This is a genomic window from Burkholderia sp. D-99 (assembly GCF_011605345.1).
In the GTDB taxonomy this organism is placed as follows: domain Bacteria; phylum Pseudomonadota; class Gammaproteobacteria; order Burkholderiales; family Burkholderiaceae; genus Burkholderia.
In genome coordinates this window covers 12,665-38,526 of record NZ_JAAOXM010000024.1, presented here as the reverse complement: position 1 = coordinate 38,526, position 25,862 = coordinate 12,665, and the positions used below count along the sequence as shown (strand labels likewise).

Sequence of the window (25,862 nt, the reverse complement as noted above, 5' to 3'; positions counted from 1 at the left end):
ATGGACGCTGTTGGAACGGGCTCGTTTCGTTGGGAAGGGTATGGTGGCGTTGGTAGCGTTGGTAGCGTTGGTAGCGTTGGTAGCGGCGGCCGGTGCGACAGCGTGAAAGCGTGTGCCGCGGGCGGCGTACACGCCGGGCACGCCGGCGATGCAGCGGCCATCGAACAGCCCGCGCTCGAGCGTCGTGGCGAGCGCCGACCGGTAGCGCAGATCGGTATGGCAATGCAATCGGTCGCCCGGGTGCCGCCGCAAGCCGGCGTACGGCTCGCCCGGACGGTCGATCGCAAAAGCGTTCAGCCTGATTTCCTCGCCCATGTTTCGTTGCGGTCGGAGCGCCGGCGCGAGCCGGTCAATTCCAGGAATGGCGCGCGGGCTTCACGCCGTTGAGGTAGTAGTTGCCGATCGCGTGATACTTCCAGCGCACCGGGTCGTGCAACGTATGCACGCGCGCGTTGCGCCAGTGGCGGTCGAAGTTGTATTTCGCCAGCGTCGACTTGCTGCCGCCGAGCTCGAACAGCTTGCTCGCGGCAAGCAACGACACTTCGGTCGTCGCGATCTTCGCCTCGCCTACCGCAATCGCGGCCTGCGCGACCGTTTCCTCGCCCGGCTCGCGCTTCGCCGCGTCGACGAAGCGGCCCGCGCGCGCGAGCAGCGCCTCGGCCGCGTGCACGCGGTACGCAATGTCGCCGATCTGCGCGACCGTCAGCGGATCCTCGCTCGCGCGTTCGACACCGCTGTCGATCCACGGGCGCGCATGCTGCTGCACGAACGCGATCGTGTCCTGCAGCGCGGCGCGCGCGATCCCGAGGTCGATCGCGGCGGTCGTGATCTGCGCGAACGGGCCCGCGAAGGTCGGACGGTCGTATGAACGCTGCGTGTGGAAGATTTCGAACGGGCTCACGCGCACGTTCTCGACGAGCACCGTGCCGCTCGCGGTCGTGCGCTGCCCGAAACCGCTCCAGTCATCCACGACGGTCAGCCCCGGCGCGCCCTGCCGCACGAAGGCGAGCACGGCCTGGTCCGACTCGTCGAGCGCGAGTACCGGAATCCAGTGCGCAAACAACGTGCCGGTCGAATAGAACTTGCGGCCGTTCAGCACGAACGCGTCGCCGTCACGATGCACGCGCGTCTGGATATCGAGCACGTTCTTGCCGCCGGCTTCGGAAAACGCATTCCCGTAGCGGGTGCCCTTCAGCACGAGATCGAAGAAGAAGCGCTTCTGCGCATCGCTGCCTTCGAGGCGGATGTCTTCGATCAGGCAATAGTGGTTCTGCGGAATCTGGCCGAGCGACGGGTCCGCCTCGGAAACGATCGCGATCACTTCCGCGAGCGTGACGTTCGACACTTCCGCGCCGCCGTATTCGCGCGGCACGGTGATACCCCACAGGCCGCTCGACGAGAACAGTTCGATCTCGTCGAACGGCAGCTTCCGCTCGCGGTCGCGTAACGCGGCGTGCTCCGCCAGTCGCGCCGCGACCTGGCGCGCGACGTCGAGTGCCTCGGCATCCGAGCCGATGACGGGAACGGGCGTGGCGCCCGCTTGCGATTGCACGTTTTCTTCGATGATTTCCGTAGACATGTCGATTCCGGCAAAGCTCATGAACCGGCCGGCGGCGCCGGGAAGCATCCGCCGACCTCCTGTTTCGATATCCGAAACGTCAACCCGGGGCGACCCGCAATAACCGCGGGTGCCCCCCTTCGATCGGCCGGCGCGCGGCACGCGCGAGTGCCCGCCGCGCACCGGCCCTCGCATCACGCGGCGACCGCCTGCCGTTGCGCCTCGAGTTCGCGCACGAGCGGCAGCACGCGCTTGCCGAAGTACTCGACCTCCTCGATGAAATGCAGGAACCCCGCGAGCACGAGATCGACGCCGATCGCCTTCAGCGCGACGATCCGCTCGGCGATCTGCTGCGGCGTACCGATCAGGTTCGTGCGGAAGCCGTCGTTGTACTGCACGAGATCCTCGAACGTCGATTTCGCCCAGTTGCCTTCGCCCTCCGGCGATGCGCTGCCGGCCTGCTTCACCGCATCGCCGAACGCATGCACGGCCTCGACGTGCGCATGCCGGATGATGTCGTCGAGCACGACCTTCGCCTCCTCCTCCGTATCGCGCGCGATCACGAACGCGTTGACGCCGATGCGTACGCGATGGTTGTTCGCCGCCGCCTTCGCGCGGATGTCGTCGATCTGCGCCTTCAGGTTCTCCGGCGTATTGCCGTTCGTGAAGTACCAGTCCGACACGCTCGCCGCGTTGTCGCGCGCCGCGCGCGAGCTGCCGCCCTGGAAGATCTCCGGATGCGGTTTCTGCACCGGCTTCGGGCTCAAGGTGTAGTCGTTGAAGCGGTAGAAATCGCCCTTGAACGTGAAGTTGTCCTGCGTCCAGATGCCTTTCAGCGCCTGGATGAATTCCTTCGAGCGCCGATAGCGTTCGTCGTGCTCGAGCCACGGCTCGCCGATCGCGGTGAATTCGCCCTTGAACCAGCCGCTCACGACGTTGATCGCGATGCGCCCGTTCGAGATGTGGTCGATCGTCGCGAGCTGCTTCGCGACCACGGCCGGATGCCACGGCCCGGGCAGGATCGCGGCGAGCACCTTGAGCTTCGTCGTCGCATGCAGCAGCGCCTGGCTGAACGACACCGACTCGTGCTGGTATTCGGCGCCGTAGCCGGCCGTGAAGCGGATCTGGCTCAGCGCGTAGTCGAAGCCGGCCGCCTCGGCCGTGCGCGCGAGCTGCTGGTTGTATTCAAGGCTCCAGTCGGTGCGCTGCTCGATCGTGCTGACGACGAGGCCGCCGCTGACGTTCGGCACCCAGTAGGCGAACTTGACGCCGTCGGCGGAAGGATCGGTATGGCTCATGAGTGTGTCCTGGTCGGGAGGGAAAACGCAGGCGGCCTACGCGGCCGCGGCGGAAAGCGCATGCGGGCGCAGTTGCGGCACCGCGCGATCGACGGCGAGCGCAATGCGCGCGCGCAGCGCGGGGCTCGCGATCTGGTACTGGTCGAAATCGCTTTCGGACGCATACACGCCGATCGGCAGCGTGCGTGCCTGGAAGAAGCTGAACAGCGGCCGGAGCTGATGGTCGATCACGAGCGCATGACGCTCGCTGCCGCCGGTGGCCGCGAGCAGCACGGGTACGTCGACCAGCGCCTCGTGATGCACGAGGTCGAACAGGTGCTTGAAGAGGCCCGTGTACGACGCGCGATACACGGGGCTCGCGACGACGAGCGCATCGGCCGCCTCGATTGCACGGATCTGCGCATCGAGATCGGCCGGCACCTGCGCGCGCGTCAGCGCGCCGGCCAGCCGGCCGCCGATCTCGCCGAGTTCGATCAGCCGCGTATCGATCGGCAACGCGGCGCCGAGCGCCGCGACGATCGCGTCGGTCAGCGCCAGCGTACGCGACGGCCGTTGCAGGCCGCCCGATATCGCGACCACGTTGATTGCATTGCTCATCAGTTGCATTCCCATTGTCGAGTCGGGTGCCGACGCACCCGTCACGTCATGGATCAGCAAGGAGCGTGCCATTTCGACGATCGCGATGAAAAACGATCGTCTGCATGACGAAATGCATCGCGATCGACGGCCTGTCATGGCGCCCCAACCGATCGCGACACGTTGATAAGCGTGCCAGCCACCGCATCACAACCATATTCCGCAGCACGATGAACCGGGGGAAACAGCACTGCTGATGCGCTGCTGCGTGGTCAGCAGTGCCGTGTGCGTCGCATGCATTGTTCCGCTTCGACACGGATTCCGGCAGGCGCGCGGCGTCCGTCGGCATGCATTGGCCTCCGCTTTCCGCATTCATGCGCCGGCGCGACGCGTCGCATCCTTGCGATAGCGCCGGCATGGCTGCTTCATCGTCATCTTGCGTGCCACCGGGCGCTGCGCCGCGAGTTCGAATCGCGTGCGGCTGCGTCCAGCGCAGCAATCCCGCATTGGTTATCAGAAATCGATGTTTCCCGCGTTGCGCAAAACGTTGAACACTCTGCTGATCACGCAGCACCTGGTCAGCAACGCGCGATGCAGCCTGACCGGTTTCGTGCAGCGACCCGACGCATTGATCGCCATGACATCCATTTCCGTATCGCCCCGCGCGGAAAGCCTGCGCGTCGTCGCGCCGTCCCGCGACGAACCCGCCCCTCCCGACGCGCTGCAAACCGCCGAGCGCCTCGCGGCCGGCTTTGCACGAACCGCGGCCGAACGCGACCAGCAGGGCGGCACGCCGAAGGCCGAGCGCGACCAGTTGCGCGACAGCGGCCTGCTCGCGCTGAGCATCCCGGCTGCCTACGGCGGCCTCGGCGCGAGCTGGCGCACGACGCTCGACATCGTCCGCATGCTCGCCGCAGCCGACAGTTCGCTCGCGCACGTGTTCGGCTTCCATCACCTGATGCTCGCGACCGTGCGGCTGTTCGGCGCGCCGGCACAGTGGGAATCGTGGTTCGAGCGAACCGCGCGCCAGCAGTGGTTCTGGGGCAATGCGCTGAACCCGCTCGACGAGCGCACGGTCAGCCGCTCGCGCGGCGCCTGGCACGAGTTCAGCGGCCAGAAGAGCTTTTGTTCGGGGGCGCTCGATTCGCAGATGCTGATCGCGTCCGCGCACGACGCCGGGACACGCGCGTTCCTGATCGCGGCCGTGCCGACGCAGCGCAGCGGCATCTCGATCGCCGACGACTGGAACAACATCGGCCAGCGCCAGACCGACAGCGGCACGGTCACGTTCGAGAAAGTGCGGGTCGAAGCGCACGAACTGCTGACGGACCCCGGCCCGCTGTCGACGCCGTTCGCGTGCCTGCGCCCGCTCGTCGCGCAGCTCGTGCTGACGAACGTGTATCTCGGCATCGCCGAAGCCGCGTTCAACGATGCGCGGCACTACACGCTGCACGAGGCGCGGCCGTGGCCCGGCGCGCAGGTCGCGAGCACCGGCGACGATCCCTACATCCTCGGCCAGTACGGCGAATTCTGGATCGGGCTCGAGGCCGCGCGCGTGCTCGCCGACCGCGCGGCCGACCGCCTCGACGCCGCGTGGTCGCGCGATGCGGCACTCACGCATGCGGAGCGCGGCGAGGTCGCGCTCGCCACGGCCGCGGCAAAGGTATCGGCCGCCCGCACCGGGCTCGATCTCTGCACGCGCATGTTCGACGTCGCCGGTGCGCGCGCGACGCATGGCGCGCTGCGGCTCGACCGGCATTGGCGCAACCTGCGCACCCATACGCTCCACGACCCGCTCGCGTACAAGATTCGCGAGATCGGCGAATGGGCACTGAAGCGAACCTGGCCGACGCCGGGCTTCTACTCGTGAACCGCTCCCCATCCGATGCGTGGCTCGACGCCGCGCCCGTCCTCACGCTGCCCGACCGGCCCGCGCTCGCGACGTCCATTCGTGCCCGCGCGCAGGTGTTCGTCGATCCGCGCTCGGTCGCGCTCCTCGAACGGATTCGCCTGGTCGCGCCGAGCGACGCGAACGTGCTGATCGTCGGCGAGACCGGCACCGGCAAGGAACTGATCGCGCGGCATGTGCACGGCCTGAGTCGCCGCAACAACGGGCCGTTCGTCGCGGTGAACTGCGGCGCCTTCTCCGAAACGCTCGTCGAAAGCGAACTGTTCGGTCACGAGAAAGGCGCGTTTACGGGCGCGTTCAGCGCGAAGCCCGGCTGGTTCGAAGCCGCGAACGGCGGCACGCTGTTTCTCGACGAGATCGGCGACCTGCCGCTGTCGATGCAGGTCAAGCTGCTGCGCGTACTGCAGGAGCGCGAGGTCGTGCGGCTCGGGTCGCGTACGGGTGTGCCGATCGACGTGCGCGTGGTCGCCGCGACCAACGTGGATCTGCAGCAGGCCGTCGCGAACGGACAGTTTCGCGGCGACCTGTTCTACCGGCTCAACGTCGTGCAGCTCGCGGTGCCGACGTTGCGCGAGCGCCCGGGCGACATCCTGCCGCTCGCGCGCCACTTCTTCGACGACTACCGCAGCCGCCTCGGCTACGGGCCGCGCAGCATCGACCCGCGCGCCGAGCGCCGGCTCGAGGCACACGGCTGGCCCGGCAATATCCGCGAACTCGAAAACGTGATCCATCACGCGCTCCTCGTGAGCCGCCACGACGCACTGCAGGAAGCCGACCTGCACCTCGCGTCGCCGGGCATGCCGGCGGCGGCCGTGCGTACGCCCGTACCGGAACCCGACCCGGCCGCCGGCGCGCAGGCTGCGCTCGAACGCGCGCTGCGCGAACTGTTCGACGAGGATCACGGCAACCTGTTCGAACGCATCGAGGACACCGTGATGCGCGTCGCGTTCGAGTTCAGCCACCGTAACCAGATCCAGGCCGCACGGCTGCTCGGCATCAGCCGCAACGTACTGCGTGCGCGGCTGATTCGGGCGAAGGAGATCGCGGCAATGAAGTAGCCGCGCATGGGGGCGCGCCGCCGCCCCGCTCCGGCGTGTTTCGCGCCGCGATCCGTGCAGCAACGTTCGAACCTGATGTATCGTGGCGCGAAGCGCGCGCCTCGTTCCCCTCCCGCACCCGGTCGTCCATGACACGACCGCCTGCGTCCGGCGACTGGGCGCACGCACGATCCTCCGCAACACGAAAGGCCGTCCGGCGCCCGTGCGGGCCCGGCCGCGCCTCGTTCACCCGTCCGGAACCCGTCGCCATGAAAAAGCTTGTCAACCGCCCGTCCGATGTCGTGCGAGAAATGCTGGAAGGCATCGCACGGCAGTCGCCGCATGTCGCGATCCTCGGCGACGAGCACGTGCTTGTCCGCCAACCGCTGCCCGAGCCGGCGCAGCGCCCCGTCGCCATCCTCTCCGGCGGCGGCAGCGGCCACGAGCCCGCGCACGGCGGCTATGTCGGCGAAGGGATGCTGAGCGCGGCCGTCTGCGGCGAAGTGTTCACGTCGCCGTCCACCGACGCCGTGCTCGCCGCGATCCGCGCCAGCGCCGGCCCGAACGGCGCGCTGCTGATCGTGAAGAACTACACGGGCGACCGGCTCAATTTCGGGCTGGCCGCCGAGCTCGCGCGGGCGGAAGGCATTCCGGTCGAGACGGTGATCGTCGCCGACGACGTCTCGCTGCGCGGCCGCGTCGAGCGCGGCCAGCGGCGCGGGATCGCCGGCACCGTGCTGATCCACAAGCTCGCCGGCGCGGCCGCTGCGCGCGGGCTGCCGCTTGCACGCGTCGCGGCCATCGCGCGCGACGCTGCAGCCGAGCTCGGCACGATGGGCGTCGCGCTCGACGGCTGCACTATCCCGGGCGCCGACAAGTCGGGCTTCAGCCTTGGCGACCACGAGATCGAACTCGGCCTCGGCATCCACGGCGAGAAAGGCGTCGAACGCCGCGCGCCGCTGCCGGCCGATGCACTGGTCGACACGCTGCTGTCGAGCATCGTCGCCGATCTCGTGCTCGACCGCGACGAACGCGTCGCGCTGTTCGTCAACGGCCTCGGTGCGACGCCGGACATGGAGCTCGCCATCGTGCTGCGCGCCGCGCACGACAACCTGACGCGGCGCGGCATCGTCGTCGCACGTGCGTGGGCCGGCACGTTCCTGTCGGCATTGAACATGCCCGGCTGCTCGATTTCCGTGCTGCGGCTGAACGACGAACGCGCGGTGCTGCTCGACGCGCCGACGCAGGCGCGCGCATGGCCGGGCGGCGGTGCAGTGAATACGCAGATCCGCGTGGCCACGGCCGCCGCGCAAGAAGCGCCGCTGCCGCCGCTCGATGCGGCCGGCCGCGCGTGGGCGGCGCGCCTGCAACCCGCGCTGCACGCGGTTGCGCAGACGCTGATCGATCACGAGCAGACGTTGACGGACCTCGATGCGGCGGCCGGCGACGGCGATCTCGGTGCGAGCATGCTGCGTGCCGCGCAGGCGATCCTCGCGTTGCCGGAATCCGCATACGGCACGCCGGCCGGCACGCTCGCGGCGCTCGGCGCCGCGTTGCGCCGCGCCATCGCCGGCAGCTCGGGGCCGTTCTATGCGACCGCGCTGCTACGCGCATCCCGCCGGCTGGCCGATAGCGCCGAGCCGTCGGCGCGCGACTGGGCCGCGGCGTTCCGCGGTGCGGTGGATTCGATCAGCGAACTGGGCGGCGCGCACGCCGGCGACCGGACGATGCTCGATGCGCTGGTGCCGGCCGTCGCTGCATTCGAGCGTGCGCTCGACAACGATCGCGATCCCGCGGGCGCATGGGCGGCCGCGGTCGAGGCCGCCGAACACGGCGCGCAGGAAACCGCGCGCATGACGCCGCGCGCGGGGCGTGCGAGTTATCTCGGCGAGCGCGCGATCGGCACGCCGGACGGCGGTGCGGTTGCGGTGTCGTACTGGTTGCGCGCGTTGCAGCCGCACGTGCGATAAGCGGTAGAAGCAGGCTGGCGCGGGCACGCCGCGCCGCCCGCATCAGCCTGCCGTGCGCGTCCCGGTTCGTCCCGGCAACAGCGCGGCGCCGATCACGGCCACGCCGAAACTCGCGAGCCAGCACCAGTAGCCGATTGCATCGAGATGCACCGGCTCGACCCCGCCGCCTTCGTTGACGACGATCCGATGCTGCGTCAGGAAGCTCAACCCGAACAGCAGTGCAAGCACGGCCAGCGCGACCGCCTGCGCGCGCAGACGCTTCACGATCAACCACCAGGCCGCAAGCGCGAGCGGGTTCGCGAGCCACGCGAAGATGCCGAAGAACACGCCCATCCAGCCCGTCAGCAGCACCTGCCAGCCGTCGGCCCATGGATGCGGGTCGGGCGCGCCCGTGCGGAACGGCGCGGTGAACATGGCGACCAGATAGAGCACCACGCTGATCGCGAGCAGCACGGTCGTGGCGCGGCTCATCGGCGGTCGAACGGACGCAGTGGCGGGGATCGAGGTGTTCATGGGCGGGCCGGGCGCCCGGCGCGGCAGCGCGCCGCCGGAAACGCCCGATGCAGGTCGTTCAGACGCCTTCGACCAGCACGGCGCGATAGCGCCCGCCCTTGAACCGGTGCTGGACGACGTCCTGGTATTCGGGGCCGTGATACCACGCGTGCGCCGCTTCCTTCGACGGAAACTCGACGATCACGACGCCTTCCGGGCCTTCGCCCTCCAGCGTTTCCTGCGGCCCGTAGGCCGCGAGCACCTTCACCGGATGCCCGGCGAGCGTCGGGCCGACCTTGCTTAGGTAGACGTCGAGTTCGTGCTGATCCTGCGTGCTTTCACGTGTAAACACAATGTAGGTGGCCAAGATACGTGCTCCTGATGCAATGCGTGGAAGGTGGAAGGGCCGGCCGCGCGCCGCACCGTCCGGCGAACGGCTCGCGGCCTGCTCGCAGCTTACAGGGGTTTGCCGACGCACGTCGGGGCCCGCCCGCGTGCGCTCCCGAGCGATGGCGGCGGGCGGTACCGATCGTCCGCACACGGCGCTTGCCGCGTCGCGGATGAACGGAACGGCGCCCGTTACGCAAGGGTCGCGGTGGCCTGCATCGTCAGCCAGCCGTCGCGATCCTTCGCCCACAGCTCGACCGTCCGGCCGTCATCCGACGGCTTGCCGCACAGCGTGAACGGCGCTCCGTCGAAAGTCGGGCGCACCGCGCGGAACGCGAAGCTCGCGAGCGTCGCATCGGGCCGTTCGCGATGCACGAGATCGACGAGCAGCGTCGCGATCAGCGGGCCGTGCACGACGAGCCCCGGATAACCCTCCTCCTGCGTCACATAGCTGCGGTCGTAGTGGATGCGGTGACCGTTGAAGGTCAGCGCCGAATAGCGGAACAGCATCACGGCATCGGCCGTGACCGTGCGCGACCACGTCTCGCCTGCCGGCGCCGCGACCGGCTTCGGCGCGGGTGCGCCCGGCTGCGGCGCATCACGATAGACGATGTCGTGCTCCTCCTCGACGCACAGCACGCCGTCGCACTCGATCCGGTGCTGCACCGTCACGAAAACGAGCCGGCCGCTGCGGCCCGTCTTGTCCTCGAGGTCCGCGATCGTCGATTCGCGTATCGCGCGCCGCCCAGTACGCAGCGGTGCATGGAACGTCAGGCGCCCGCCGGCCCACATGCGGCGCGGCAGCGGCACGGGCGGCAGGAAGGCGCCGCGCTTCGGGTGGCCATCGGGGCCGACTTCGGCCAGCGGCGCGACAGGCAGGAAATAGAGCCAGTGCCACAGCGGCGGCACGACGTCACCCGGCGACGGGCGGTCGAGCGTGGCGGCCAGCGCGTTCAGCGGAAACGCGGTGATGTCGTCGCCGAGCGTTTCGGTCTTGCCGAGCCACGCGTCGAGCGACGCCGGGGCGGAGGGCTGCGAGGATGGGGTAGACACGTGAGAAATCTCCGGGATGCTTGCAACGGCTTCAATATGCACGCCGCGCGCCGTTTCGCGAAGCCGGATTTCCCGACCCCGGCTTCGAACCTGCCTGACCTGCCGGACGACTTTCGTCTGACCATTAGATCGCGGTCGCCGCGCCCGCCCGGGCCGACATCCTTACAGCTTGACCATCACCGGCGTGCCGCCTAAATTGCTTCAGACGGGCCGGCCGCGCCGCGAGCGACGTGTCATTCGGGTGACAAAAACGATAGTTTGCTATCGAATTATTTTGCCCCTATCATCTCGCCCATGACCAATCTGCACGATCTCCGCCTCGCCGTCAGCAGCCTGCTCGTGCTGTCCGCGCGCAAGTGGCGCCGCACCAGTGACGGCGTGTTGAACGCGTACAACGTGTCCGAGGCCTGCGCGACGCCGCTGCTGATCGCCGGGCGCCTCGGCGAAGGCGTGCGGCAAGGCACGCTCGCCGAACACGTCGGCATCGAAGGGCCATCGCTCGTGCGCCTGCTCGATCAGCTGTGCGCGGCCGGCCTCGCGCGCCGCGACGAGGATCCGCACGACCGCCGCGCGAAAACGATCTCGCTGACGGCCGCCGGCCGCGCGGTCACCGCGAAGATGGAGGAAGACCTGCACCTGCTGCGGGCGCAGGTGCTCAAGGGCGTCACGCGCGCCGACCTCGAAGCGACGCTGCGCGTGCTCGACGCATTCAATGCCGCCGAGTCGCACACGGCCGCCGCGCGCGCATCCCGCACCGGCAACGCCCCGTCATGACCTATCCGAGCCTTCGCGACTGGCTGTTCTCGGGCAAGACGTTCGCCGCGTCGATGCTGGCGCTGTATCTCGGCCTGTATTTCCAGTTGCCGCGCCCGTACTGGGCGATGGCAAGCGTCTACATCGTGTCGAACCCGTTCGTCGGCGCGACGCGCTCGAAGGCGCTGTATCGCGCACTCGGCACCGCGCTCGGTGCGGCCGCCGCGATCTTCTTCGTGCCGCCGTTCGTCGAGACGCCGCTGCTGTTCGCGATCATCGTCGCCACCTGGTGCGGCACGCTGCTCTACCTCGCGATCTCCGATCGCACCGCGCGCAGCTATGTGTTCATGCTCGCGGGCTATACGATGCCGCTGGTCGCGCTGCCGACCGTGACCGATCCGTCCACGATCTTCGACGTCGCGATCGCACGTACCGAGGAGATCGTGCTCGGCATCGTGTGCGCGAGCGTGGTCGGCAGCGCCATCTTCCCGAACCGGCTCGCGCCGACGCTGATCGAGCGCACCGATGCGTGGTTCAAGGACGCCGCGTTCTATGGCCGCGAGACGCTGTCCGGGCACATCGCCGGCAAGGCGCTGTCCGCGTGCCGGCAACGCCTCGCGGCGACCATCACGGGCCTCGAATTCCTGCTGAGCCAGCTGAGCTACGACCATGCGCATCCGCGCATCCTCGCGCGTGCGCAGGCGCTCGCGGGCCGGATGCAGCTGTTCCTGCCGCTGATGTCGTCGCTCGCAGATCCTTTGATTGCGCTGATGCGCGACCTGCATATCCGGCTGGCCGGGCTCGACGAACTCCTCGCCGATGCCGCGAAATGGTTCGACGCGCCGTTGCCGGCCATCAGGGCCGGCACTGACGGCGACATGACCGACGACCCGGTCGCGGAACGCCTGCGCGAACGCATCGCCGCGCTGCAGCCGGCCGACCACGCGCTCGCGAGCTGGGACGGCGCACTGCTGTCGAACGCGCTGTGGCGGCTGCGCCAGGTCATCGACATCTGGCAGGACTGCCGCTCGCTGCGCGCGCTGATCGGCAACGAATCGGGCGTCTGGCAGCCGCGCTACCGGCACTGGCGGCTCGGCGGCACCGAGCGCTTCTTCGATCGCGGGATGATGCTGTTCTCGACGCTGACCGTCGTCGCCGCGATCGTGTTCGCGAGCTGGCTGTGGATCTCGTCCGGGTGGCACGACGGCGCCGCGGCCGTCACGCTCGTGGCCGTGTCGTGCAGCTTCTTCGCCGCGCTCGACGAGCCGGCGCCGCTGGTGTTCAAGTTCTTCCTCGCGACGACCGCAAGCGTCGTGTTCGCGGGCCTGTACCTGTTCGTCGTGCTGCCGCACGTGCACGATTTCGCGATGCTCGTGGTGATGTTCGCGGGCCCGTTCATCCTGATCGGCACGCTGCTGCCGCGCCCGCAGTTCAACATGGTGACGATGCTCGTCGCCGTGAACACGGCCACCTTCATCAGCATCCAGGGCGCGTACGACGCCGATTTCTTCGTGTTCCTGAACAGCAACCTCGCAGGCGTCGCCGGGCTGCTGTTCGCGTATGTGTGGACGCGTGCGACGCGGCCGTTCGGCGCCGAACTCGCGGTGCGGCGCCTGCTGCGCTCGGGCTGGGAAGATGTCGCGCGCTCCGCGTCGACGCAACCGCTCGACGACCAGCGCAACCACGCGTCGCGGATGCTCGACCGCGTCACGCAGCTGCTGCCGCGCCTCGGCGCGTCCGACGACCACCGTCATCCGTCGATCGAAAGCTTCCGCGACCTGCGCATCGCGCTGAATGCGCTCGACCTGCGCCGCTCGCGCCGCCGGCTGTCGGGCGACGTGCCCGACGCGATCGACCGCGTGCTGGCCGGCGTCACCGACCACTACACGCGCTGCGCCGCCGCGAACGCGCGCCAGCCGGCACCGCCCGCGCTGCTCGCGACGATCGACGACGCGCTGCAACGCGTCGCGGGCCGCAACCTGCCGGACGCCGCGCCGGCGGAACACGGCACGGCGCCCGCTTCGCCGGCCACGCCCGCCACGCATCGCCGGCTACGCGACACGCTGCACGCGCTCGTCGGCCTGCGCCTGTCGCTGTATCCCGCCGCGGCGGGGCAGCCGCCGCAGGCGTCGGACGGAGCACGCGCATGATCCCGTTTTCCCATCCGTCTTTCCGACTGCGACCATGATAGGCGAAATCGACATCTTCGGCGTATTCGTGCCGGCCCCGCTCGTGCTGATGCTGATCGCCTACCTGATCAACATCGTCGTGCGCGCCGTGCTCGAGCGCGTCGGCTTCTACCGCCTCGTCTGGCACCGTTCGATCTTCGACCTCGGCATCTACGTGTTCGTGTTTGCCGCCGTCGTGATCGTTTCCCACCATCTCGTGGCTACCTAACGTGAAAAAAACCTGGCTCTCGGCAGGGCAAATCCTGCTCACCCTGATCGTCGTCGTCGTGGCTGCCGTCGTGCTGTGGCGCATCGTCAACTACTACATGTTTTCGCCGTGGACCCGCGACGGTCACGTGCGCGCCGACGTGATCCAGGTCGCGCCGGACGTGGCGGGCCTCATCACGTCGGTGCAGGTCGCCGACAACCAGGAGGTCAGGCGCGGCCAGGTGCTGTTCGTGATCGACCAGGCCCGCTACACGCTTGCGGAACGGCTCGCCGAAGCCACGCTCGCGCAGCGCCGCGCGACGCTCGCGCAGGCGAAGCGCGAATACGCGCGCAACCTGCAGCTCGGCAACCTCGTCGCGAGCGAACAGGTCGAGGAAAGCCGCACGCGCGTCGAACAGGGCGAAGCGGCCGTCGCCGATGCGCAGGTGTCGCTCGACACCGCGAAGCTGAACCTCCAGCGCACGACGATCGTCAGTCCCGTAGACGGCTACCTGAACGACCGCGCGCCGCGCGTCGGCGAATACGTGCCGGCCGGCCGCGCGGTGCTGTCGGTCGTCGACCGCAACTCGTTCCGCGTCGACGGCTACTTCGAGGAAACCAAGCTGCGCGGCATCCACATCGGCCAGCCGGTCGACATCATCGTGATGGGCGAGCCGCATACGCTGCGCGGCCATGTGCAGAGCATCGTCGCCGCGATCGAGGATCGCGACCGCACGCAGGGCGCGAACCTGCTGCCGAACGTGAACCCGGCATTCAGCTGGGTGCGGCTCGCGCAGCGCGTGCCGGTGCGCGTCGTGCTCGACGAGGTGCCCGAGGATTTCCGGATGATCGCGGGCCGCACCGCGACCGTCTCGATGCGCGAAGCCGACACGCGCCGCAACGGCAACGCGAAGCCGGCAGGTGGCGCGTCTGCGGCGGCCGCCGGCACGGCGTCGGCCGGCACGCCGGTATCGACGGCTGCCAGCGCAGCGGGAGCATCGCAATGAAACGGCACGGTCTGCGCCTCGCCGCGACGCTCGCGCCGCTTGCGCTCGCACTCGGCGCGTGCAAGTCCGTCGGCCCCGATTACACGCTGCCGCAGCAGGCGTACGTGAATGCGCCGCTCGCGAATCACGCGCTCGACGATGCGAACGGCACGCTCGTGTCGCGCGACCCCGTGCCCGGCAACTGGTGGCAGCTCTACGACGACCCTGTACTCAACGCACTCGTGCGCGATGCACTGAAGTCGAACACCGACCTGCGCGTGGCCGCGGCCAACCTCGCGCGCTCGCGCGCGGCGCTGGAAGTCGCGAGCCAGCAGGGCGGCTTCTCGGGCGGCGCGGAAGCCGCCGTGCAGCGCGCACAGGAATCGGCCGAGCAATACCTGCTCGAAAACAAGCTGCCGGTCGTCAACGAAGGCTCGGTCGGCATCAACGTGTCGTACGAGATCGACCTGTTCGGCAAGCTGCGGCGCGGCGTCGAAGCCGCGCGCGCGGACAGCGAGGCCGTCCGGGCCGCCGGCGACCTGGCGCGCATCACGGTCGTCGCCGACGTCGTGCGCGCGTACGTCGAATCGTGTTCGGCCGGCGACGAGCTGGCCGTCGCGAAGCAGTCGCTCGCGCTGCAGAAGCAGCGCGTCGCCCTGTCGCAACGGCTGCGCGATGCCGGGCGCGGCAACCAGACCGACGTGACGCGCGGTGTGACGCAAGTGCGCACCCTCGCCGCCGATATCCCGCGCTTCGAAGGCCGCCGCAAGGTCGCGCAATACCAGCTCGCCGCGCTGCTCGCGCGCTCGCCGGCCGACCTGCCGAAGGCCGTCGCCGAATGCGAGCGCCTGCCGAAGCTGCGCCAGCCGATTCCGATCGGCGACGGCGCCGCGCTGCTGCGCCGCCGCCCCGACGTGCGCGAAGCCGAGCGGCAACTCGCCGCCGCAACCGCGCGCATCGGCGTGGCGATCGCCGCGCTGTACCCGTCGGTCAGCATCGGGGCGTCGGCTGGCTCGGTCGGTGTCGCTGCCGACCTGTTCTCGTCGACGACGAATCGCTGGTCGTTCGGCCCGCTGATCAGTTGGTCGTTCCCCGTCAACGGCCAGCGTGCGCGTGTGCGCGAAGCGGAAGCCGCGACGGGCGGCGCGCTCGCGCACTTCGACGGCGTCGTGCTGAACGCGCTGCGCGAAACGCAGTCGAGCCTCGCGACCTACGCGGCCGACGTGCAGCGCACGGAAGCACTGCGCACGGCTTATGAATCGGCACGCAATTCCGCCGACGAAACGCATCGTCTCTATGTGGCCGGCCGCGAGTCGTTCATCTCCGATCTCGACGCGACGCGCACGCTGACGAGCGTGCAAGCACAGGTGGCGGCAGCCGAAGGCCAGGTCGCGGCCGACCAGGTGCGGCTGTTCCTCGCGCTCGGCGGCGGATGGGACAGCGACAACACGGCGACCGCGCAGGGCGCCCGGCCCGACACCGCGCACGCCGCTTCGACACCCGCGGCGAACGAGTAATACCCCGAGCGTCATAGACTTCCGTATATAGCGCCGGCGTCGCAAAACGCCGTGCGCAAAGGGGTTTTCGTGATTCGCGCCATAGCATCCGGAGGGCGACGAACGCCCGCATTGGCGGTAAACTCGCCGATGCATTCCATTCATCTTTCGCTGCCGGTCCGGCAGCGACATCCACTCCGGAGATCCATCATGCGAACCAGCGCCCGCAACCATTTCGCCGGCCAGGTCAGCGCCGTCAAGACCGGTGCCGTCAACGACGAAATCACGCTCCGCACGCAGGACGGCCTCGACATCGTCGCCGTGATCACCCACGGTAGCGCGGCTTCGCTGGGCCTCGCGTCCGGCTCGAAGGCGTTCGCACTCGTGAAGGCGTCGTCGGTCATCGTGATGGTCGACGTCGACAGCAGCAAGGTGTCGGCCCGCAACTGCGTCGCGGGCACCATAGCGTCGGTCGCGAAAGGCGCGGTCAACTCGGAAGTCGTGATCAAGGCCGCGGGCGGCGCCGAGATCGTCGCGATCGTCACCAACGACAGCGTCGATCGTCTCGGCCTCGCGAGCGGCACGGCTGCGTCCGCGATCTTCAAGGCATCGAGCGTGATCGTCGGCGTCGAGTGAACGCGTGACGATCGCGATGGCGATCCGTTGGGCGCCGCGCACTCGCGCCGATTGCGCCGTGCGGCTGTCGGCCCGATGCACGCGATGACAGCCGCGTTCGATCACGCTCGACAACGGGCGCTGCAGTCGCTGCTATCCGCAGCGGCCACCGCCGACACGCCCGATGCCCGCCTGTTCGGCGCGCTCGTTGCGGCACGCGCACGCCACAACGAACTCGGGCTGCTCGGCCTGTCGCATCCGCAACTGGCCGGCCTGCTGGCGCGGCAGTTTCCGCGCCTGCCTGCGGCCGATGCCGCGGTACTCGTGCCGACGGCAGCGATGGCACTGCTGCCATCCACCCACGCGGCGTTTGTCGCGACGCTGCACGCGCGGCTGATGGGCGACGCGAATCCCGCCGCCGACCGCGACGACGCCGGTTGTCTCGCGTCGATCATCGCGCACGCCTGCCTGCGCCCCGATCATCTTTGGCGCGATCTAGGGCTCGACGGGCGCGACGCGGTATCCGCGATGCTCGATCGCTATTTCCCCGCGCTTGCCGCGCGCAACGTCGCTCACCTGCGCTGGAAGAAATTCCTCGCACAGGAAGTGGCCGCATCGCTCGACGTGCCGCCGGGCCCCGCCCCCGGGTGCCCGGGCTGCGAGGATTTCGGCTTCTGCTTTCCTCACGCGCGATAGTCGCCAGGGCGGCTCGAGCCTCCCGTTCGATTCGTCGCATCGCCATCCGCAGAAGCCGCGTTGACCGACATGGCGAGCCCCAACCTGCTGTCGCGCGATTTCGAAGTCACCGCCCGCTTCTACGACAAACCGGGGTTTGCTGAAACCTGGCACGAAGACGGCTGGCCGATCCTCAAGCGCGGCGACCTGTTGCCTGACTACTTTTCGCACTCCGAACTCGATACTGCGACTAGCGGGTTCCACTACGGCTTCCGGCTCGCGAACGTCGGCACGTTCTTCAACGACATGCTCGCAGCCGACAACTCCGAGCAGACGACCGGCCGGCCGCGTGCGCGCATCGGTCGATGCGCGAAGCCTGCATCGGCACGGTGGGCGCACTGATCGCTGACCGATCCGGACTGTTCGCCAATCAGGGTGATTCAGACCGAAGACCAGGCTCGGACCCGTTGTTGCGACCACGATCGGGCGACGCGGTAAACAGATGCACGCGCGATGCGGCGCACGCCCCATAAACGGTCACCTAGCGATCCGTTTCGTCCGCCGTTCGTGACGCGGTCAATGCCGGTGCCGGTGATGAATGTCCGGAAAATGCGCATGGCTGTGCGTGATCGGCAGATGCACGTGCGGATGCGCGTGCGGTTCGTTGCCGTCGTACGCAAAATCGTGCGCATGCTGATGATGTTCGTCGTGCCGATGCCGGTGCGTGTGCTCGAGCCGCTCGTGCGTATGCGTGTGTTCGTGCCGTTCGCGCACGTGCAGCCAGATACCGAACGCCATCAACGCGCCAGCGATCCAGAACGTCGCCGGCGGCAGCGCGGGCCAGATCAGCAGCGACAGCACGACGCCGAACAGGGGCGCGATCGAGAAATACGCGCCCGTGCGCGCGCTGCCGAGATGACGCAGCGCGACGACGAACAGCACGAGGCTGATCCCGTAGCCGCCGAGCCCCGTCAGCATCGCGGCGGCCGTGACCGGGATAGCCGGCAGCGTCGCGCCGGTCGCCAGCGCGATGCCGATGTTCACGGGTCCGGCAATCAGCCCCTTCGCGCACGCGATGACCATCGCGTCGTTCGCGGCCACCTTGCGGGTCAGGTTGTTGTCGATCGCCCAGCACAGGCATGCGCCGACGATCAGCAGCGCGCCGACCGGCACGCCGGCCCGGCCCGGCGTCCACGACAGCAGCGTGCCGCCGGCGACGATCGCGACCATCCCGAGGAACACCTGCGAATCCACGTTCTCGCGAAACACGACCCATGCGATGACGGCCGTCAGCACGCCTTCGAGATTGAGCAGCAACGCGCTGGTCGCCGCCGGCGTGCTCGACAGCCCGAGCATCAGCAAGGCCGGGCCGGCTACCCCGCCCGCCACGATCGCGCCGGCCAGCCACGGCAGGTCGGCGCGCTGCAGCGGCGCGGCGTCTGCGGCTGGTGCGTGACGGTTGTGCACGCGGCGAAGGAGGATCCCGATGCCGAGCCCGACGCCGCTGCCGAGATAGAACAGGCCAGCGACCATGAACGGCGACATCGCGCCGATCAGTGCCTTGGCGAGCGGTGTCGCGGCGCCGAACAGTGCGGCAGCGGTGAGCGCGACGAGAATCGCGGAATGTCTCGAGTGCATGATTCGGATTGAATTGATGTTGAAAGGCGCCGGCCGTCGCTTCGAGTCGTGTCGCAGTTGGCTTTCCGTACCTTTCGAAATGCAAGCTGCATCACACCGGCCAGCTTGCGCACGAACTGGCGGCCCGCCGAGATTATCGCGCGTCATCATGTCAGGACGACCGGGCGCGAACGCTCATACGCCGGTTGACTGTCACGGCGTTGCAATATATTAGGAAACCGAATTGATTGAATGAAGCGTCGCCGCATTCGGGGCATGCGTACCGTCCATGCGCATACGACAAAGTCGACGCATCGATCATGCAGCACCGATCGACGAACTTTCTTCGTTCGGTAGCGGGGTCTGTTCGAGGCGGGACAGGTGAGGCCCGGCACGTCGAGCGCCGGTGGGAGCAGACTGACCTGCCTCGGTCGAGGCAGATCAGTCTGTGTCGGGTCATTCACCGCAGGCGATGTGCATGCGGGTCAGCGCCGTGCGCGATGCAGCGGCGCGGTGCCGGTTACTCGTTTCCGGCCGTTTGCTGCTCGACCTGCGGCGCCGCGTCGGCTTGCGCTTCAACGTTCGCCGCTTGCGGCTCGACGGTGGCCTCGGCTTGCTGCTCGGCCTTCGGCTGCTGCGGTGCACCCTTCGCCGATTGCCCCGCGCCCTTGCCGGGGCGGCGCGCCTTCAGCCGGCGCGCCCGTGCTGCGTCGTCATGCGTGACGCGCCCTGCTTCGTTGCCTTGGAGATCGACCCGCACCGCGTCTTCGACGAGGCACGACCAGTAGCGGTTGCCGCGGCACCACGTCGACATTGCTTCGCGCAATTCGGCTTCGCTGAGCCCGACGGCCTGTGCCTCGCGCGCGAGGTCGTCCCAGATGCCGACCTTAAGCGGCACTTTGGGGGCCGGATTCTTCGGGAACGCACGCGGAAACTTGCGTTGCAGTTTGCCGATCGCGACGATGACCGGATCGACCGGCGCCAACGGCTTCGCCGAAGCAGGCTTCGCGCGATGCGGTGCTTTGCCGCCGGCCGCAGCCGGCTTGGCGCCACGCTGCGGCTGGTCGCCGGACTTCGGCTTCGCGCCGGTGTCCGCCGGCGCTGCCGGCCGCTTCGCGTTACGCTCCTGCTTGGCCTTCGCTGCGAGCTGCGCCCGCAATTCGGCAAGTTGTTCAAAACCCATAAATTCAATCCACCAGGAATATAAGGTGTGGTTCGTGCGGTCATGCCGCGCGGCGAAAAGCTTCGCCGCCATGCGCGGCGACCCGTCTGCCGCCGATGCGGAACACTACGGGGCCGCATCGCGTACGCCACTCTGTTTTCAGGCACCCGGCCACGATGCCGGACAAGGCAGGAGTGGAAGTATACCGGTACGCGCGACGGCTGGTTGACTCACTGGTCTGCATTGGCCCGATTCGAGGCACCGGAAATGCATCCGTGTGGTCGTGTTGCGCATTATATGGATACGTTTCCGGAAGTCACGTCGTTCACCCTCGTCAGCGGAAATCGGGGCCATCTTGCGCACCGCGATCGCCCCGGCGGCGGCACTGGCCGACGCCGCACGCGTGGCGTTTCGCCTCGCGACGTCGAACGCGATCTTGCCGAATCGTAGCCGCAGGCCCCGGCTACGATTCGGGATCCCGGGCGACGCCGTCTGCTGCGTGTGAATCAACGATCACGCCAACGTGAAGCGCTCGGCGATGGATCGACGCAAGTGCCGCGACGTACGCGCCCCCCGTCGATTGCGTCGGCGCCCGCACACGACTCGTTGCGTCCGCATCGATCCCGTGGCGTACGAAGAAGCCGGAAAGTGCGTAGTATGGCCGAATCGATGGCGTCGGCAGCGTACCTCGGCCCGTTTCGCTTCGCACCTGGGCGTGCCGTCGACATCTCGCTTGCCCGCCAAAAAAACGAATCGGTTGCAAGAAACGGAGCAGATACATGGTTCCCCCACACGACATCACGCACGACGACATCACGCGCGAGGAAATTCACCACCGGCAGATCGACATGCGCGGCTATCGGCGCAGCGATGGCCAGTTCGAAGTGACAGCCTGCCTCGCGGATCGCAAGACCTTTGATTTCACGCCGCCGGGCGGCACCCGGACGGTCGCTGCGCTGTCGCCGATCCACGACCTCGGCGTGACGCTGGTCTTCGACGCCGACATGGTCGTGCGCGCCGTATCCACGTTCCTCCGGTCACATCCGTATGCGCAGTGTCCGGGGGGCGGCGACTCGCTGCAGGCGCTCGTCGGACTGAACATCGGCGCCGGCTGGAACAGCGAGGTTCGCAAGCGCCTGCCGTCCTGCGATACGTGCACACACCTGAAGGAATTGCTCGGCCCGATCGCCACCACGGCCTATCAAACGATGGTCGGCATGCGGAAGTCATCGCTCGAGGAGCGCGACAGCGAGGGAAAGCCGCTCAAGATCGACAGCTGCCATGCATATGGCGCATCGCGCGATCTCGTGAAACGTCTTTGGCCCGAATACCACCGGCCGTCAGCAACGGAAAAAGGCCGCTAAGCGCCAGGCATTCGGCCAGTCGTGTGCCCGCAGGATCGGTAGCGCACGTTTGTGCGCGCGTCGCGCGCACAAACGTGCTTCGACCCGGTCTCACGCCGGCCGGCCATCGCTGTCAACGGCGCCGGTGATCAGAAGACGCCCAGCGCAAGTCCCGCTGCAAGACCGGCGCCCAGTTCGGCGCAGCGCGCGAGATCGTCGGCGTCGATCGTCTTCGCCGCGAGGATGCGTTCCGGCGTTTGCGCGTGCGTACAGACGATCAGGCCCGGTGCCACGTTCTTCAACCGCCATCCGGTCGCGATCCGGTCGATCTGGCGCAACGCGTTCTGCCCATCGCTTCCCGCGCAGATCATTACCGCATACGGGCGACCGTTCACGCGATCGAGCGCCGCGTAGTAGCAGCGGTCGAAGAAATCCTTCATCAGTCCGGACATCGCCGCGAGGTTCTCGGGCGTCGCAAACAGGTAGGCGTCGGCAGCCAGCACGTCGTCTGCGCCCGTCGCGTCCGCGCGCTGCAGCCTGACGTCGACGCCGGATTGCTCGCGCGCCGCGCCGGCAGCCGCTTCCGCCATCTGTTGCGTGCCTCCGGTCATCGTGTGATAGACGATCAACAGTGTCTTCATTCGTCGTCACTCGCGTTCGGCCGCAGGTACGCCGGCGGCATCGCCAGGTTCCGCTGGATGGCCAGAGATCATGTGAGGCTGTTCCGCGTTCGCTTCGACGAATCTGCCGATATGCAGGCTCGTCGGTACGGGGCGCGCATCGATCATGCGCATTGCGCCGGCTTCGATTCGCGCATGTTCGACCGGATGCACGATCAGTCCGTTGCGGTGCGTGATGCGGCGGTGTCTTCCGGTCGCGCGTAGTACGCGAGAAACATGTCGGCAGCGGATTCCGCGACTTTTTGTTGCTCCGGCGCCGCGAGCGGCGGCTGGCCCATCGTGACCTGCGGCCAGAACGCGAATGCCTTCACGACACCGTGCAGCTGATGCGCGGCAAACACCGGATCGGTGACCGACAGGCGCCCGGCCGCCGCGGCCGTCCGTACCCAGACCGTCATGTCTTCCTCGCGCTCGCCGAGACGCTCGACCATGTCGCGCGCGCGTTCCGGCGAGTGGATGGCCGCACCGATCGCAACACGTGCGAGCGCGAGAAATGCCTCGTCGCTGAGCAGGCGCATTTTGCGATCCAGCAACGCGAGCAATTGCTCGCGCAGCGGCACGTCGGCGCGATAGGTTGGCGAGCTACCGGTTCGGGTCGCATCCCATAATTTTTGCAGGATCGCGGCGAACAACGTTTCCTTGCCCGGAAAGTGGTTGTAGACCGTGCGCTTCGACACGTCCGCGCGCGCGGCGATACGGTCCATGCTGGTCGCATCGTAACCCGACGCGAGAAATTCCTCGATGGCCGCGTCGACGATGGCCGCGCGCTTTCGATCGGTCAGGCGCTGAGGGGGAGTGCTGGTATCCATCCAGAAATTTTACACCGGGCAGTTTACTTATCCCAAAAATAAACTACACTGTTCAGTGTACTTTATTCTCCGGACGAACCGACATGGCATCGCCTCTCGTTTTGATTCATCGCATTCTGGGTATTGCGGCCGCTCGACGCGGCCGCGCGCTGTCTGGCGGCTCGCCGCAGCACAATGGCGAGCGCTTCAGCAATGTCGCGCCCCGTCCGGTCGAGGGGTTAGGCAAGACGCTCGGGATCGCCTGGAACATGCTGTTCAACAAGCCGCGCAATACCGTGCCCGAAGGCGTGCTGCCCGTCGATTCGCTGACCCGCGCGGAACTCGATGCGGCCCCCGATCGCAGCCTGTACCGGCTTGGCCATTCGACGTTGCTGCTGAAGCTGCGCGGCGAATTCTGGCTGACCGATCCCGTCTTTGCCGAGCGCGCGTCGCCGTTTCGACGCGTCGGCCCAAAGCGTTTCCATGCGCCGCCGATCGCGCTTGAAGATCTTCCGCCGCTGCGCGGCGTGATCCTGTCGCACGATCACTACGATCATCTCGACCGCGACACGGTGCTCGCGCTCGCGGCAACCACCGATGTGTTCGTGACAACGCTGGGGGTCGGCGACCGCCTGATCGAATGGGGAATCGACGCGAAGAAAGTCCGTCAGCTCGACTGGTGGCAGAGTGTCGACGTAGCCGGCCTGACACTGACCGCGACACCTGCCCAGCACTTTTCCGGGCGCAGCCTGCTCGACGGCAACAGCACGCTGTGGGCGTCGTGGGTCATCGTCGACGACGACTTGCGCGTGTTCTTCAGCGGTGACACGGGCTACTTCGATGGATTCCGGACGATCGGCGAGCGCCTCGGGCCGTTCGACGTCACACTGATCGAAACCGGCGCATACGATGCTCAATGGCCGTACGTGCATATGCAGCCGGAAGAAACCGTCCAGGCGCACATCGATTTGCGCGGACGCTGGCTGGTCCCGATCCACAACGGCACGTTCGATCTCGCGATGCACCGCTGGCAGGAGCCGTTCGAGCGCGTCACGGCGCTGTCGATCGTGCGTGGCGTCGAACTGTCGACGCCCAGGATGGGCGAGCGCCTCGCTCTCGACGAGCCGCATCGCGGCGAGCGGTGGTGGCGCACGGCGGACGAGCGCGTGACGTCCGTTGCCACGAAATCGCGCCGCTGGCCGCTTTGCACTTCGCAGGCGACGAAGTAAGCCCGGCGGACGTTACTCAATTCCCCCGGAGCGCGGCAATCGCGACTCCGGGAAGCGCGTTTCCGGCGTACCCGCACGTCGACGCGCCTGCCAGTAGACCCGCTTACCCAAGTAGAGAAGTCATGCATCCGGCAACCGCCCGATACGCACCCAGCCAACAAATCGACGACGCCACCATCGCTGCCTTCAACCCGGCAGCCCCCCGATCACCCCGCCAGAGCCGGGAGAACGACCTGCGGCAGGCGCTCGCGGAGCGCGTCGCGAGGTGGACAGAAGGCGTCGACCACCTCACCACGGCGATTCCGAACCTGAGCCTCCATCGAAGGGAGACGCCAACGCAGCCGATGGACTGCTTGGTCGAACCGAGCTTCGGTCTCGTCGTTCAGGGCACGAAGCGGCTCATTCAGAGCGGCGATGTGTATCTCTGCGACGCCAACCGTTTTCTGGTCACATCGCTCGACTTGCCCGGTTCAACGCAGGTCATCGAGGCCAACCGTGAAACGCCGTTTCTCGGGATCGGGCTCAAGCTTGATTTTCGCGTCATGGCCGAACTGATGGCGCAGGTCGCCCCGGATCACGAGGAAGCCCCCGCTGGCCGCGGCCTCGTCGTCGGCGATATGACCGAACCGCTCTACGATGCAGTGAACCGGTTGCTGGCGTTGCTGGACGACCCGAACGCCATTGCCGTTCTCGCCCCGTACGTCGAGCGGGAAATCTACTACCGGCTGCTGACGAGCGACCAGGGTGCCCGCCTGCGCCAGATCGCGTCGGCCGGCAGTCAGGGCAACCGCGTATCGCGGGCGATCCAGTGGTTGCGGACGCATTACGACGAGTCGCTGCGAGTCGACGATCTGGCGGCGCAGGTTCAGATGAGTAGTTCGACCTTCCACCACCACTTCCGCCAACTCACTGGCATGAGTCCGCTGCAGTACCAGAAATGGATACGGCTCAACGAAGCACGCCGGCTGATGCTGTCCGAGCGGCTCGACGCCGCGTCGGCATCGTTCAGGGTGGGATATGCGAGCCCGACCCAGTTCAACCGGGAATACAGCCGGTTGTTCGGTAATTCGCCGCGGAGAGATATCGATAGCCTGCGGAGCGGAGCGGATGTTGTTCTGTCGGTGGCGGCGACTTATTGATCGCGGGGACGGGACCGGAGATGCAGGGTGCCGATTTTGACGGCATCCGTAGAATGGCTGGATCGGCTACCCCGTGAGGGGGCGATCCAGGCGAGTAACGCGCACGGAGCGGAATGCGCGCGTCCTGGCTTCTTTCCGACTCAGGATTAATTGCCGGGCGGCCACCTTGAAACTTGTCATTGAGTATCAAGCGGTGAGTGGGCGCCGCTCGAAGCCGGACGTTCCTCGAGCTCGCTAGCAAAGTTCGGCGACAGGCAAGCCGTTCCACTCCCCCTCATGCACCGGTGAGGACTTCGCCTCCCTTCAACGACCAAGTCGCCTTACTGTCTCCCGCTCGCTCGTCCACAAACCCTCTGTTGCCCGGATTCTCGCGTCACGCTGCAATACTACGAATTGAGCAACCGGAGTGTGCGTTGTCACGTGACAACTCGCGCCGATCATCGGCGCGTACATCTAACCAGAGACTCGACAGCCTGATGTGATGCATGTGATCCACGGCAATTCGACTTGTCTCCGACATTTGATCGACGACAAGAATTTCAAACACCACATATTACGTATCAAATCACACAATTCGTGACGTCTTCGAACAAACTCCCGGGCGGCGAACGTGAAATGAGCATGCGCCCCCATTTACAGGGGTCAACTCGTCGATTTTGCGTGAAACAACATGAAGAATATAGCGCAACCCTTTGCTGCACAAGGATTTCCGCGGGCATCGCTT

Annotated in this window: 25 protein-coding genes and 1 pseudogene; 14 read left to right on the top strand and 12 right to left on the bottom strand. The window is 67.5% G+C overall.

Going from position 1 to position 25,862, the window contains the following annotated elements; genetic code table 11:
- The 5 genes and pseudogenes from HAV18_RS39300 to HAV18_RS39280 all read right to left on the bottom strand — a co-directional run.
- Positions 1-315 (bottom strand): annotated as a pseudogene (locus HAV18_RS39300) (hypothetical protein); the annotation flags it as partial.
- A 34-nt stretch (positions 316-349) separates the two neighbouring features.
- Complete coding sequence (locus HAV18_RS39295; RefSeq protein WP_166966326.1) at positions 350-1,579, bottom strand: SfnB family sulfur acquisition oxidoreductase; 1,230 nt, start codon at positions 1,577-1,579, stop codon at positions 350-352.
- Positions 1,580-1,752: 173 nt separating this feature from the next.
- Positions 1,753-2,856 carry a dimethylsulfone monooxygenase SfnG gene (gene sfnG, locus HAV18_RS39290; RefSeq protein WP_166966324.1) on the bottom strand — a complete coding sequence of 368 codons (1,104 nt, stop codon included), beginning with the start codon at positions 2,854-2,856 and terminating at the stop codon, positions 1,753-1,755.
- A gap of 36 nt (positions 2,857-2,892) precedes the next feature.
- Positions 2,893-3,453, bottom strand: a complete 561-nt coding sequence (gene msuE, locus HAV18_RS39285; protein ID WP_166966330.1) for an FMN reductase — start codon at positions 3,451-3,453, stop codon at positions 2,893-2,895.
- A 46-nt stretch (positions 3,454-3,499) separates the two neighbouring features.
- Positions 3,500-4,006: a hypothetical protein gene (locus tag HAV18_RS39280; protein WP_166966322.1), complete on the bottom strand. Its 507-nt coding sequence runs from the start codon at positions 4,004-4,006 to the stop codon at positions 3,500-3,502.
- A 63-nt stretch (positions 4,007-4,069) separates the two neighbouring features.
- Between HAV18_RS39280 and HAV18_RS39275 the strand changes: the two genes are divergently transcribed.
- The 3 genes from HAV18_RS39275 (at position 4,070) to HAV18_RS39265 (ending at position 8,348) form a co-directional block, all read left to right on the top strand.
- On the top strand, positions 4,070-5,302 hold the full coding sequence (locus HAV18_RS39275; RefSeq protein ID WP_407062456.1) for an acyl-CoA dehydrogenase family protein: 1,233 nt from the start codon (positions 4,070-4,072) through the stop codon (positions 5,300-5,302).
- Entirely contained in the window at positions 5,257-6,399 is a 1,143-nt protein-coding gene (locus HAV18_RS39270) for a sigma-54-dependent Fis family transcriptional regulator (protein ID WP_166966320.1), read from the top strand. The genes HAV18_RS39275 and HAV18_RS39270 overlap by 46 nt, the downstream gene beginning before the upstream one ends.
- 248 nt (positions 6,400-6,647) lie before the next feature.
- Positions 6,648-8,348 carry a dihydroxyacetone kinase family protein gene (locus HAV18_RS39265; RefSeq protein ID WP_166966318.1) on the top strand — a complete coding sequence of 567 codons (1,701 nt, stop codon included), beginning with the start codon at positions 6,648-6,650 and terminating at the stop codon, positions 8,346-8,348.
- Positions 8,349-8,390: 42 nt separating this feature from the next.
- On the opposite strand, the gene HAV18_RS39260 is transcribed toward HAV18_RS39265, so the two are convergent.
- The 3 genes from HAV18_RS39260 to HAV18_RS39250 form a co-directional block, all read right to left on the bottom strand.
- Positions 8,391-8,819 carry a hypothetical protein gene (locus HAV18_RS39260; protein WP_166966316.1) on the bottom strand — a complete coding sequence of 143 codons (429 nt, stop codon included), beginning with the start codon at positions 8,817-8,819 and terminating at the stop codon, positions 8,391-8,393.
- Positions 8,820-8,919: 100 nt separating this feature from the next.
- Positions 8,920-9,207: a DUF1330 domain-containing protein gene (locus HAV18_RS39255; protein ID WP_166966314.1), complete on the bottom strand. Its 288-nt coding sequence runs from the start codon at positions 9,205-9,207 to the stop codon at positions 8,920-8,922.
- A 212-nt stretch (positions 9,208-9,419) separates the two neighbouring features.
- Entirely contained in the window at positions 9,420-10,280 is an 861-nt protein-coding gene (locus tag HAV18_RS39250; RefSeq protein WP_166966312.1) for a MaoC family dehydratase N-terminal domain-containing protein, read from the bottom strand.
- 294 nt (positions 10,281-10,574) lie between these two features.
- Between HAV18_RS39250 and HAV18_RS39245 the strand changes: the two genes are divergently transcribed.
- From HAV18_RS39245 to HAV18_RS39210, 8 genes are all read left to right on the top strand, one after another.
- Positions 10,575-11,054 carry a MarR family winged helix-turn-helix transcriptional regulator gene (locus HAV18_RS39245; RefSeq protein WP_166966310.1) on the top strand — a complete coding sequence of 160 codons (480 nt, stop codon included), beginning with the start codon at positions 10,575-10,577 and terminating at the stop codon, positions 11,052-11,054.
- On the top strand, positions 11,051-13,183 hold the full coding sequence (locus tag HAV18_RS39240) for an FUSC family protein (RefSeq protein ID WP_166966307.1): 2,133 nt from the start codon (positions 11,051-11,053) through the stop codon (positions 13,181-13,183). Before HAV18_RS39245 ends, HAV18_RS39240 begins: the two co-directional genes overlap by 4 nt.
- Positions 13,184-13,217: 34 nt before the next feature.
- Positions 13,218-13,430: a DUF1656 domain-containing protein gene (locus HAV18_RS39235; protein WP_011350409.1), complete on the top strand. Its 213-nt coding sequence runs from the start codon at positions 13,218-13,220 to the stop codon at positions 13,428-13,430.
- A 1-nt stretch (position 13,431) separates the two neighbouring features.
- Positions 13,432-14,415, top strand: a complete 984-nt coding sequence (locus HAV18_RS39230) for an HlyD family secretion protein (protein ID WP_166966304.1) — start codon at positions 13,432-13,434, stop codon at positions 14,413-14,415.
- Positions 14,412-15,911, top strand: coding sequence for an efflux transporter outer membrane subunit (locus HAV18_RS39225; protein ID WP_166966301.1), 1,500 nt, complete (start codon positions 14,412-14,414; stop codon positions 15,909-15,911). Before HAV18_RS39230 ends, HAV18_RS39225 begins: the two co-directional genes overlap by 4 nt.
- 189 nt (positions 15,912-16,100) lie before the next feature.
- Positions 16,101-16,526 (top strand): molybdopterin-binding protein, encoded by a 426-nt coding sequence (locus tag HAV18_RS39220; RefSeq protein ID WP_166966298.1) that lies wholly within the window; start codon positions 16,101-16,103, stop codon positions 16,524-16,526.
- Positions 16,527-16,610: 84 nt separating this feature from the next.
- Positions 16,611-17,201, top strand: a complete 591-nt coding sequence (locus HAV18_RS39215) for a nitrogen fixation protein NifQ (protein WP_166966296.1) — start codon at positions 16,611-16,613, stop codon at positions 17,199-17,201.
- 69 nt (positions 17,202-17,270) lie between these two features.
- Positions 17,271-17,582 (top strand): bleomycin resistance protein, encoded by a 312-nt coding sequence (locus HAV18_RS39210; RefSeq protein ID WP_243771851.1) that lies wholly within the window; start codon positions 17,271-17,273, stop codon positions 17,580-17,582.
- Positions 17,583-17,756: 174 nt separating this feature from the next.
- Here the strand turns inward: HAV18_RS39210 and HAV18_RS39205 are convergent, their stop codons facing one another.
- The gene (locus tag HAV18_RS39205; protein WP_166966290.1) at positions 17,757-18,818 is read right to left on the bottom strand and encodes a DMT family transporter; all 1,062 of its coding nucleotides are present in this window, start codon (positions 18,816-18,818) and stop codon (positions 17,757-17,759) included.
- Positions 18,819-19,317: 499 nt separating this feature from the next.
- Positions 19,318-19,980 (bottom strand): ProQ/FinO family protein, encoded by a 663-nt coding sequence (locus HAV18_RS39200; RefSeq protein WP_166966287.1) that lies wholly within the window; start codon positions 19,978-19,980, stop codon positions 19,318-19,320.
- A gap of 758 nt (positions 19,981-20,738) precedes the next feature.
- On the opposite strand from HAV18_RS39200, the gene HAV18_RS39195 reads away from it, so the two are divergent.
- Complete coding sequence (locus HAV18_RS39195) at positions 20,739-21,323, top strand: DUF2889 domain-containing protein (protein ID WP_166966285.1); 585 nt, start codon at positions 20,739-20,741, stop codon at positions 21,321-21,323.
- A gap of 128 nt (positions 21,324-21,451) precedes the next feature.
- Here HAV18_RS39195 and HAV18_RS39190 read toward each other — a convergent pair whose 3' ends face one another.
- On the bottom strand, positions 21,452-21,943 hold the full coding sequence (locus HAV18_RS39190; RefSeq protein ID WP_166966282.1) for a flavodoxin family protein: 492 nt from the start codon (positions 21,941-21,943) through the stop codon (positions 21,452-21,454).
- A gap of 194 nt (positions 21,944-22,137) precedes the next feature.
- Positions 22,138-22,791 (bottom strand): TetR/AcrR family transcriptional regulator, encoded by a 654-nt coding sequence (locus HAV18_RS39185; RefSeq protein ID WP_166966279.1) that lies wholly within the window; start codon positions 22,789-22,791, stop codon positions 22,138-22,140.
- A gap of 83 nt (positions 22,792-22,874) precedes the next feature.
- Between HAV18_RS39185 and HAV18_RS39180 the strand changes: the two genes are divergently transcribed.
- A complete protein-coding gene (locus tag HAV18_RS39180) occupies positions 22,875-23,999 on the top strand; it encodes an MBL fold metallo-hydrolase (protein ID WP_166966276.1) in 1,125 nt (374 codons plus the stop codon).
- A gap of 122 nt (positions 24,000-24,121) precedes the next feature.
- The gene (locus HAV18_RS39175) at positions 24,122-25,138 is read left to right on the top strand and encodes an AraC family transcriptional regulator (protein WP_166966273.1); all 1,017 of its coding nucleotides are present in this window, start codon (positions 24,122-24,124) and stop codon (positions 25,136-25,138) included.
- The last annotated feature ends 724 nt before the right edge of the window (positions 25,139-25,862 follow it).

Coding starts and splice junctions, on each gene's coding strand:
- HAV18_RS39185 (WP_166966279.1), bottom strand. CDS start 22,791: ATGGATACCAGCACTCCCCCTCAGCGCCTGACCGATCGAAAGCGCGCG.
- HAV18_RS39275 (WP_407062456.1), top strand. CDS start 4,070: ATGACATCCATTTCCGTATCGCCCCGCGCGGAAAGCCTGCGCGTCGTC.
- HAV18_RS39245 (WP_166966310.1), top strand. CDS start 10,575: ATGACCAATCTGCACGATCTCCGCCTCGCCGTCAGCAGCCTGCTCGTG.
- HAV18_RS39240 (WP_166966307.1), top strand. CDS start 11,051: ATGACCTATCCGAGCCTTCGCGACTGGCTGTTCTCGGGCAAGACGTTC.
- HAV18_RS39235 (WP_011350409.1), top strand. CDS start 13,218: ATGATAGGCGAAATCGACATCTTCGGCGTATTCGTGCCGGCCCCGCTC.
- HAV18_RS39180 (WP_166966276.1), top strand. CDS start 22,875: ATGGCATCGCCTCTCGTTTTGATTCATCGCATTCTGGGTATTGCGGCC.
- HAV18_RS39220 (WP_166966298.1), top strand. CDS start 16,101: ATGCGAACCAGCGCCCGCAACCATTTCGCCGGCCAGGTCAGCGCCGTC.
- HAV18_RS39205 (WP_166966290.1), bottom strand. CDS start 18,818: ATGCACTCGAGACATTCCGCGATTCTCGTCGCGCTCACCGCTGCCGCA.
- HAV18_RS39195 (WP_166966285.1), top strand. CDS start 20,739: ATGGTTCCCCCACACGACATCACGCACGACGACATCACGCGCGAGGAA.
- msuE (WP_166966330.1), bottom strand. CDS start 3,453: ATGAGCAATGCAATCAACGTGGTCGCGATATCGGGCGGCCTGCAACGG.
- HAV18_RS39295 (WP_166966326.1), bottom strand. CDS start 1,579: ATGTCTACGGAAATCATCGAAGAAAACGTGCAATCGCAAGCGGGCGCC.
- HAV18_RS39175 (WP_166966273.1), top strand. CDS start 24,122: ATGCATCCGGCAACCGCCCGATACGCACCCAGCCAACAAATCGACGAC.
- sfnG (WP_166966324.1), bottom strand. CDS start 2,856: ATGAGCCATACCGATCCTTCCGCCGACGGCGTCAAGTTCGCCTACTGG.
- HAV18_RS39225 (WP_166966301.1), top strand. CDS start 14,412: ATGAAACGGCACGGTCTGCGCCTCGCCGCGACGCTCGCGCCGCTTGCG.
- HAV18_RS39210 (WP_243771851.1), top strand. CDS start 17,271: ATGGCGAGCCCCAACCTGCTGTCGCGCGATTTCGAAGTCACCGCCCGC.
- HAV18_RS39260 (WP_166966316.1), bottom strand. CDS start 8,819: ATGAGCCGCGCCACGACCGTGCTGCTCGCGATCAGCGTGGTGCTCTAT.
- HAV18_RS39265 (WP_166966318.1), top strand. CDS start 6,648: ATGAAAAAGCTTGTCAACCGCCCGTCCGATGTCGTGCGAGAAATGCTG.
- HAV18_RS39270 (WP_166966320.1), top strand. CDS start 5,257: ATGGGCACTGAAGCGAACCTGGCCGACGCCGGGCTTCTACTCGTGAAC.
- HAV18_RS39200 (WP_166966287.1), bottom strand. CDS start 19,980: ATGGGTTTTGAACAACTTGCCGAATTGCGGGCGCAGCTCGCAGCGAAG.
- HAV18_RS39190 (WP_166966282.1), bottom strand. CDS start 21,943: ATGAAGACACTGTTGATCGTCTATCACACGATGACCGGAGGCACGCAA.
- HAV18_RS39215 (WP_166966296.1), top strand. CDS start 16,611: ATGACAGCCGCGTTCGATCACGCTCGACAACGGGCGCTGCAGTCGCTG.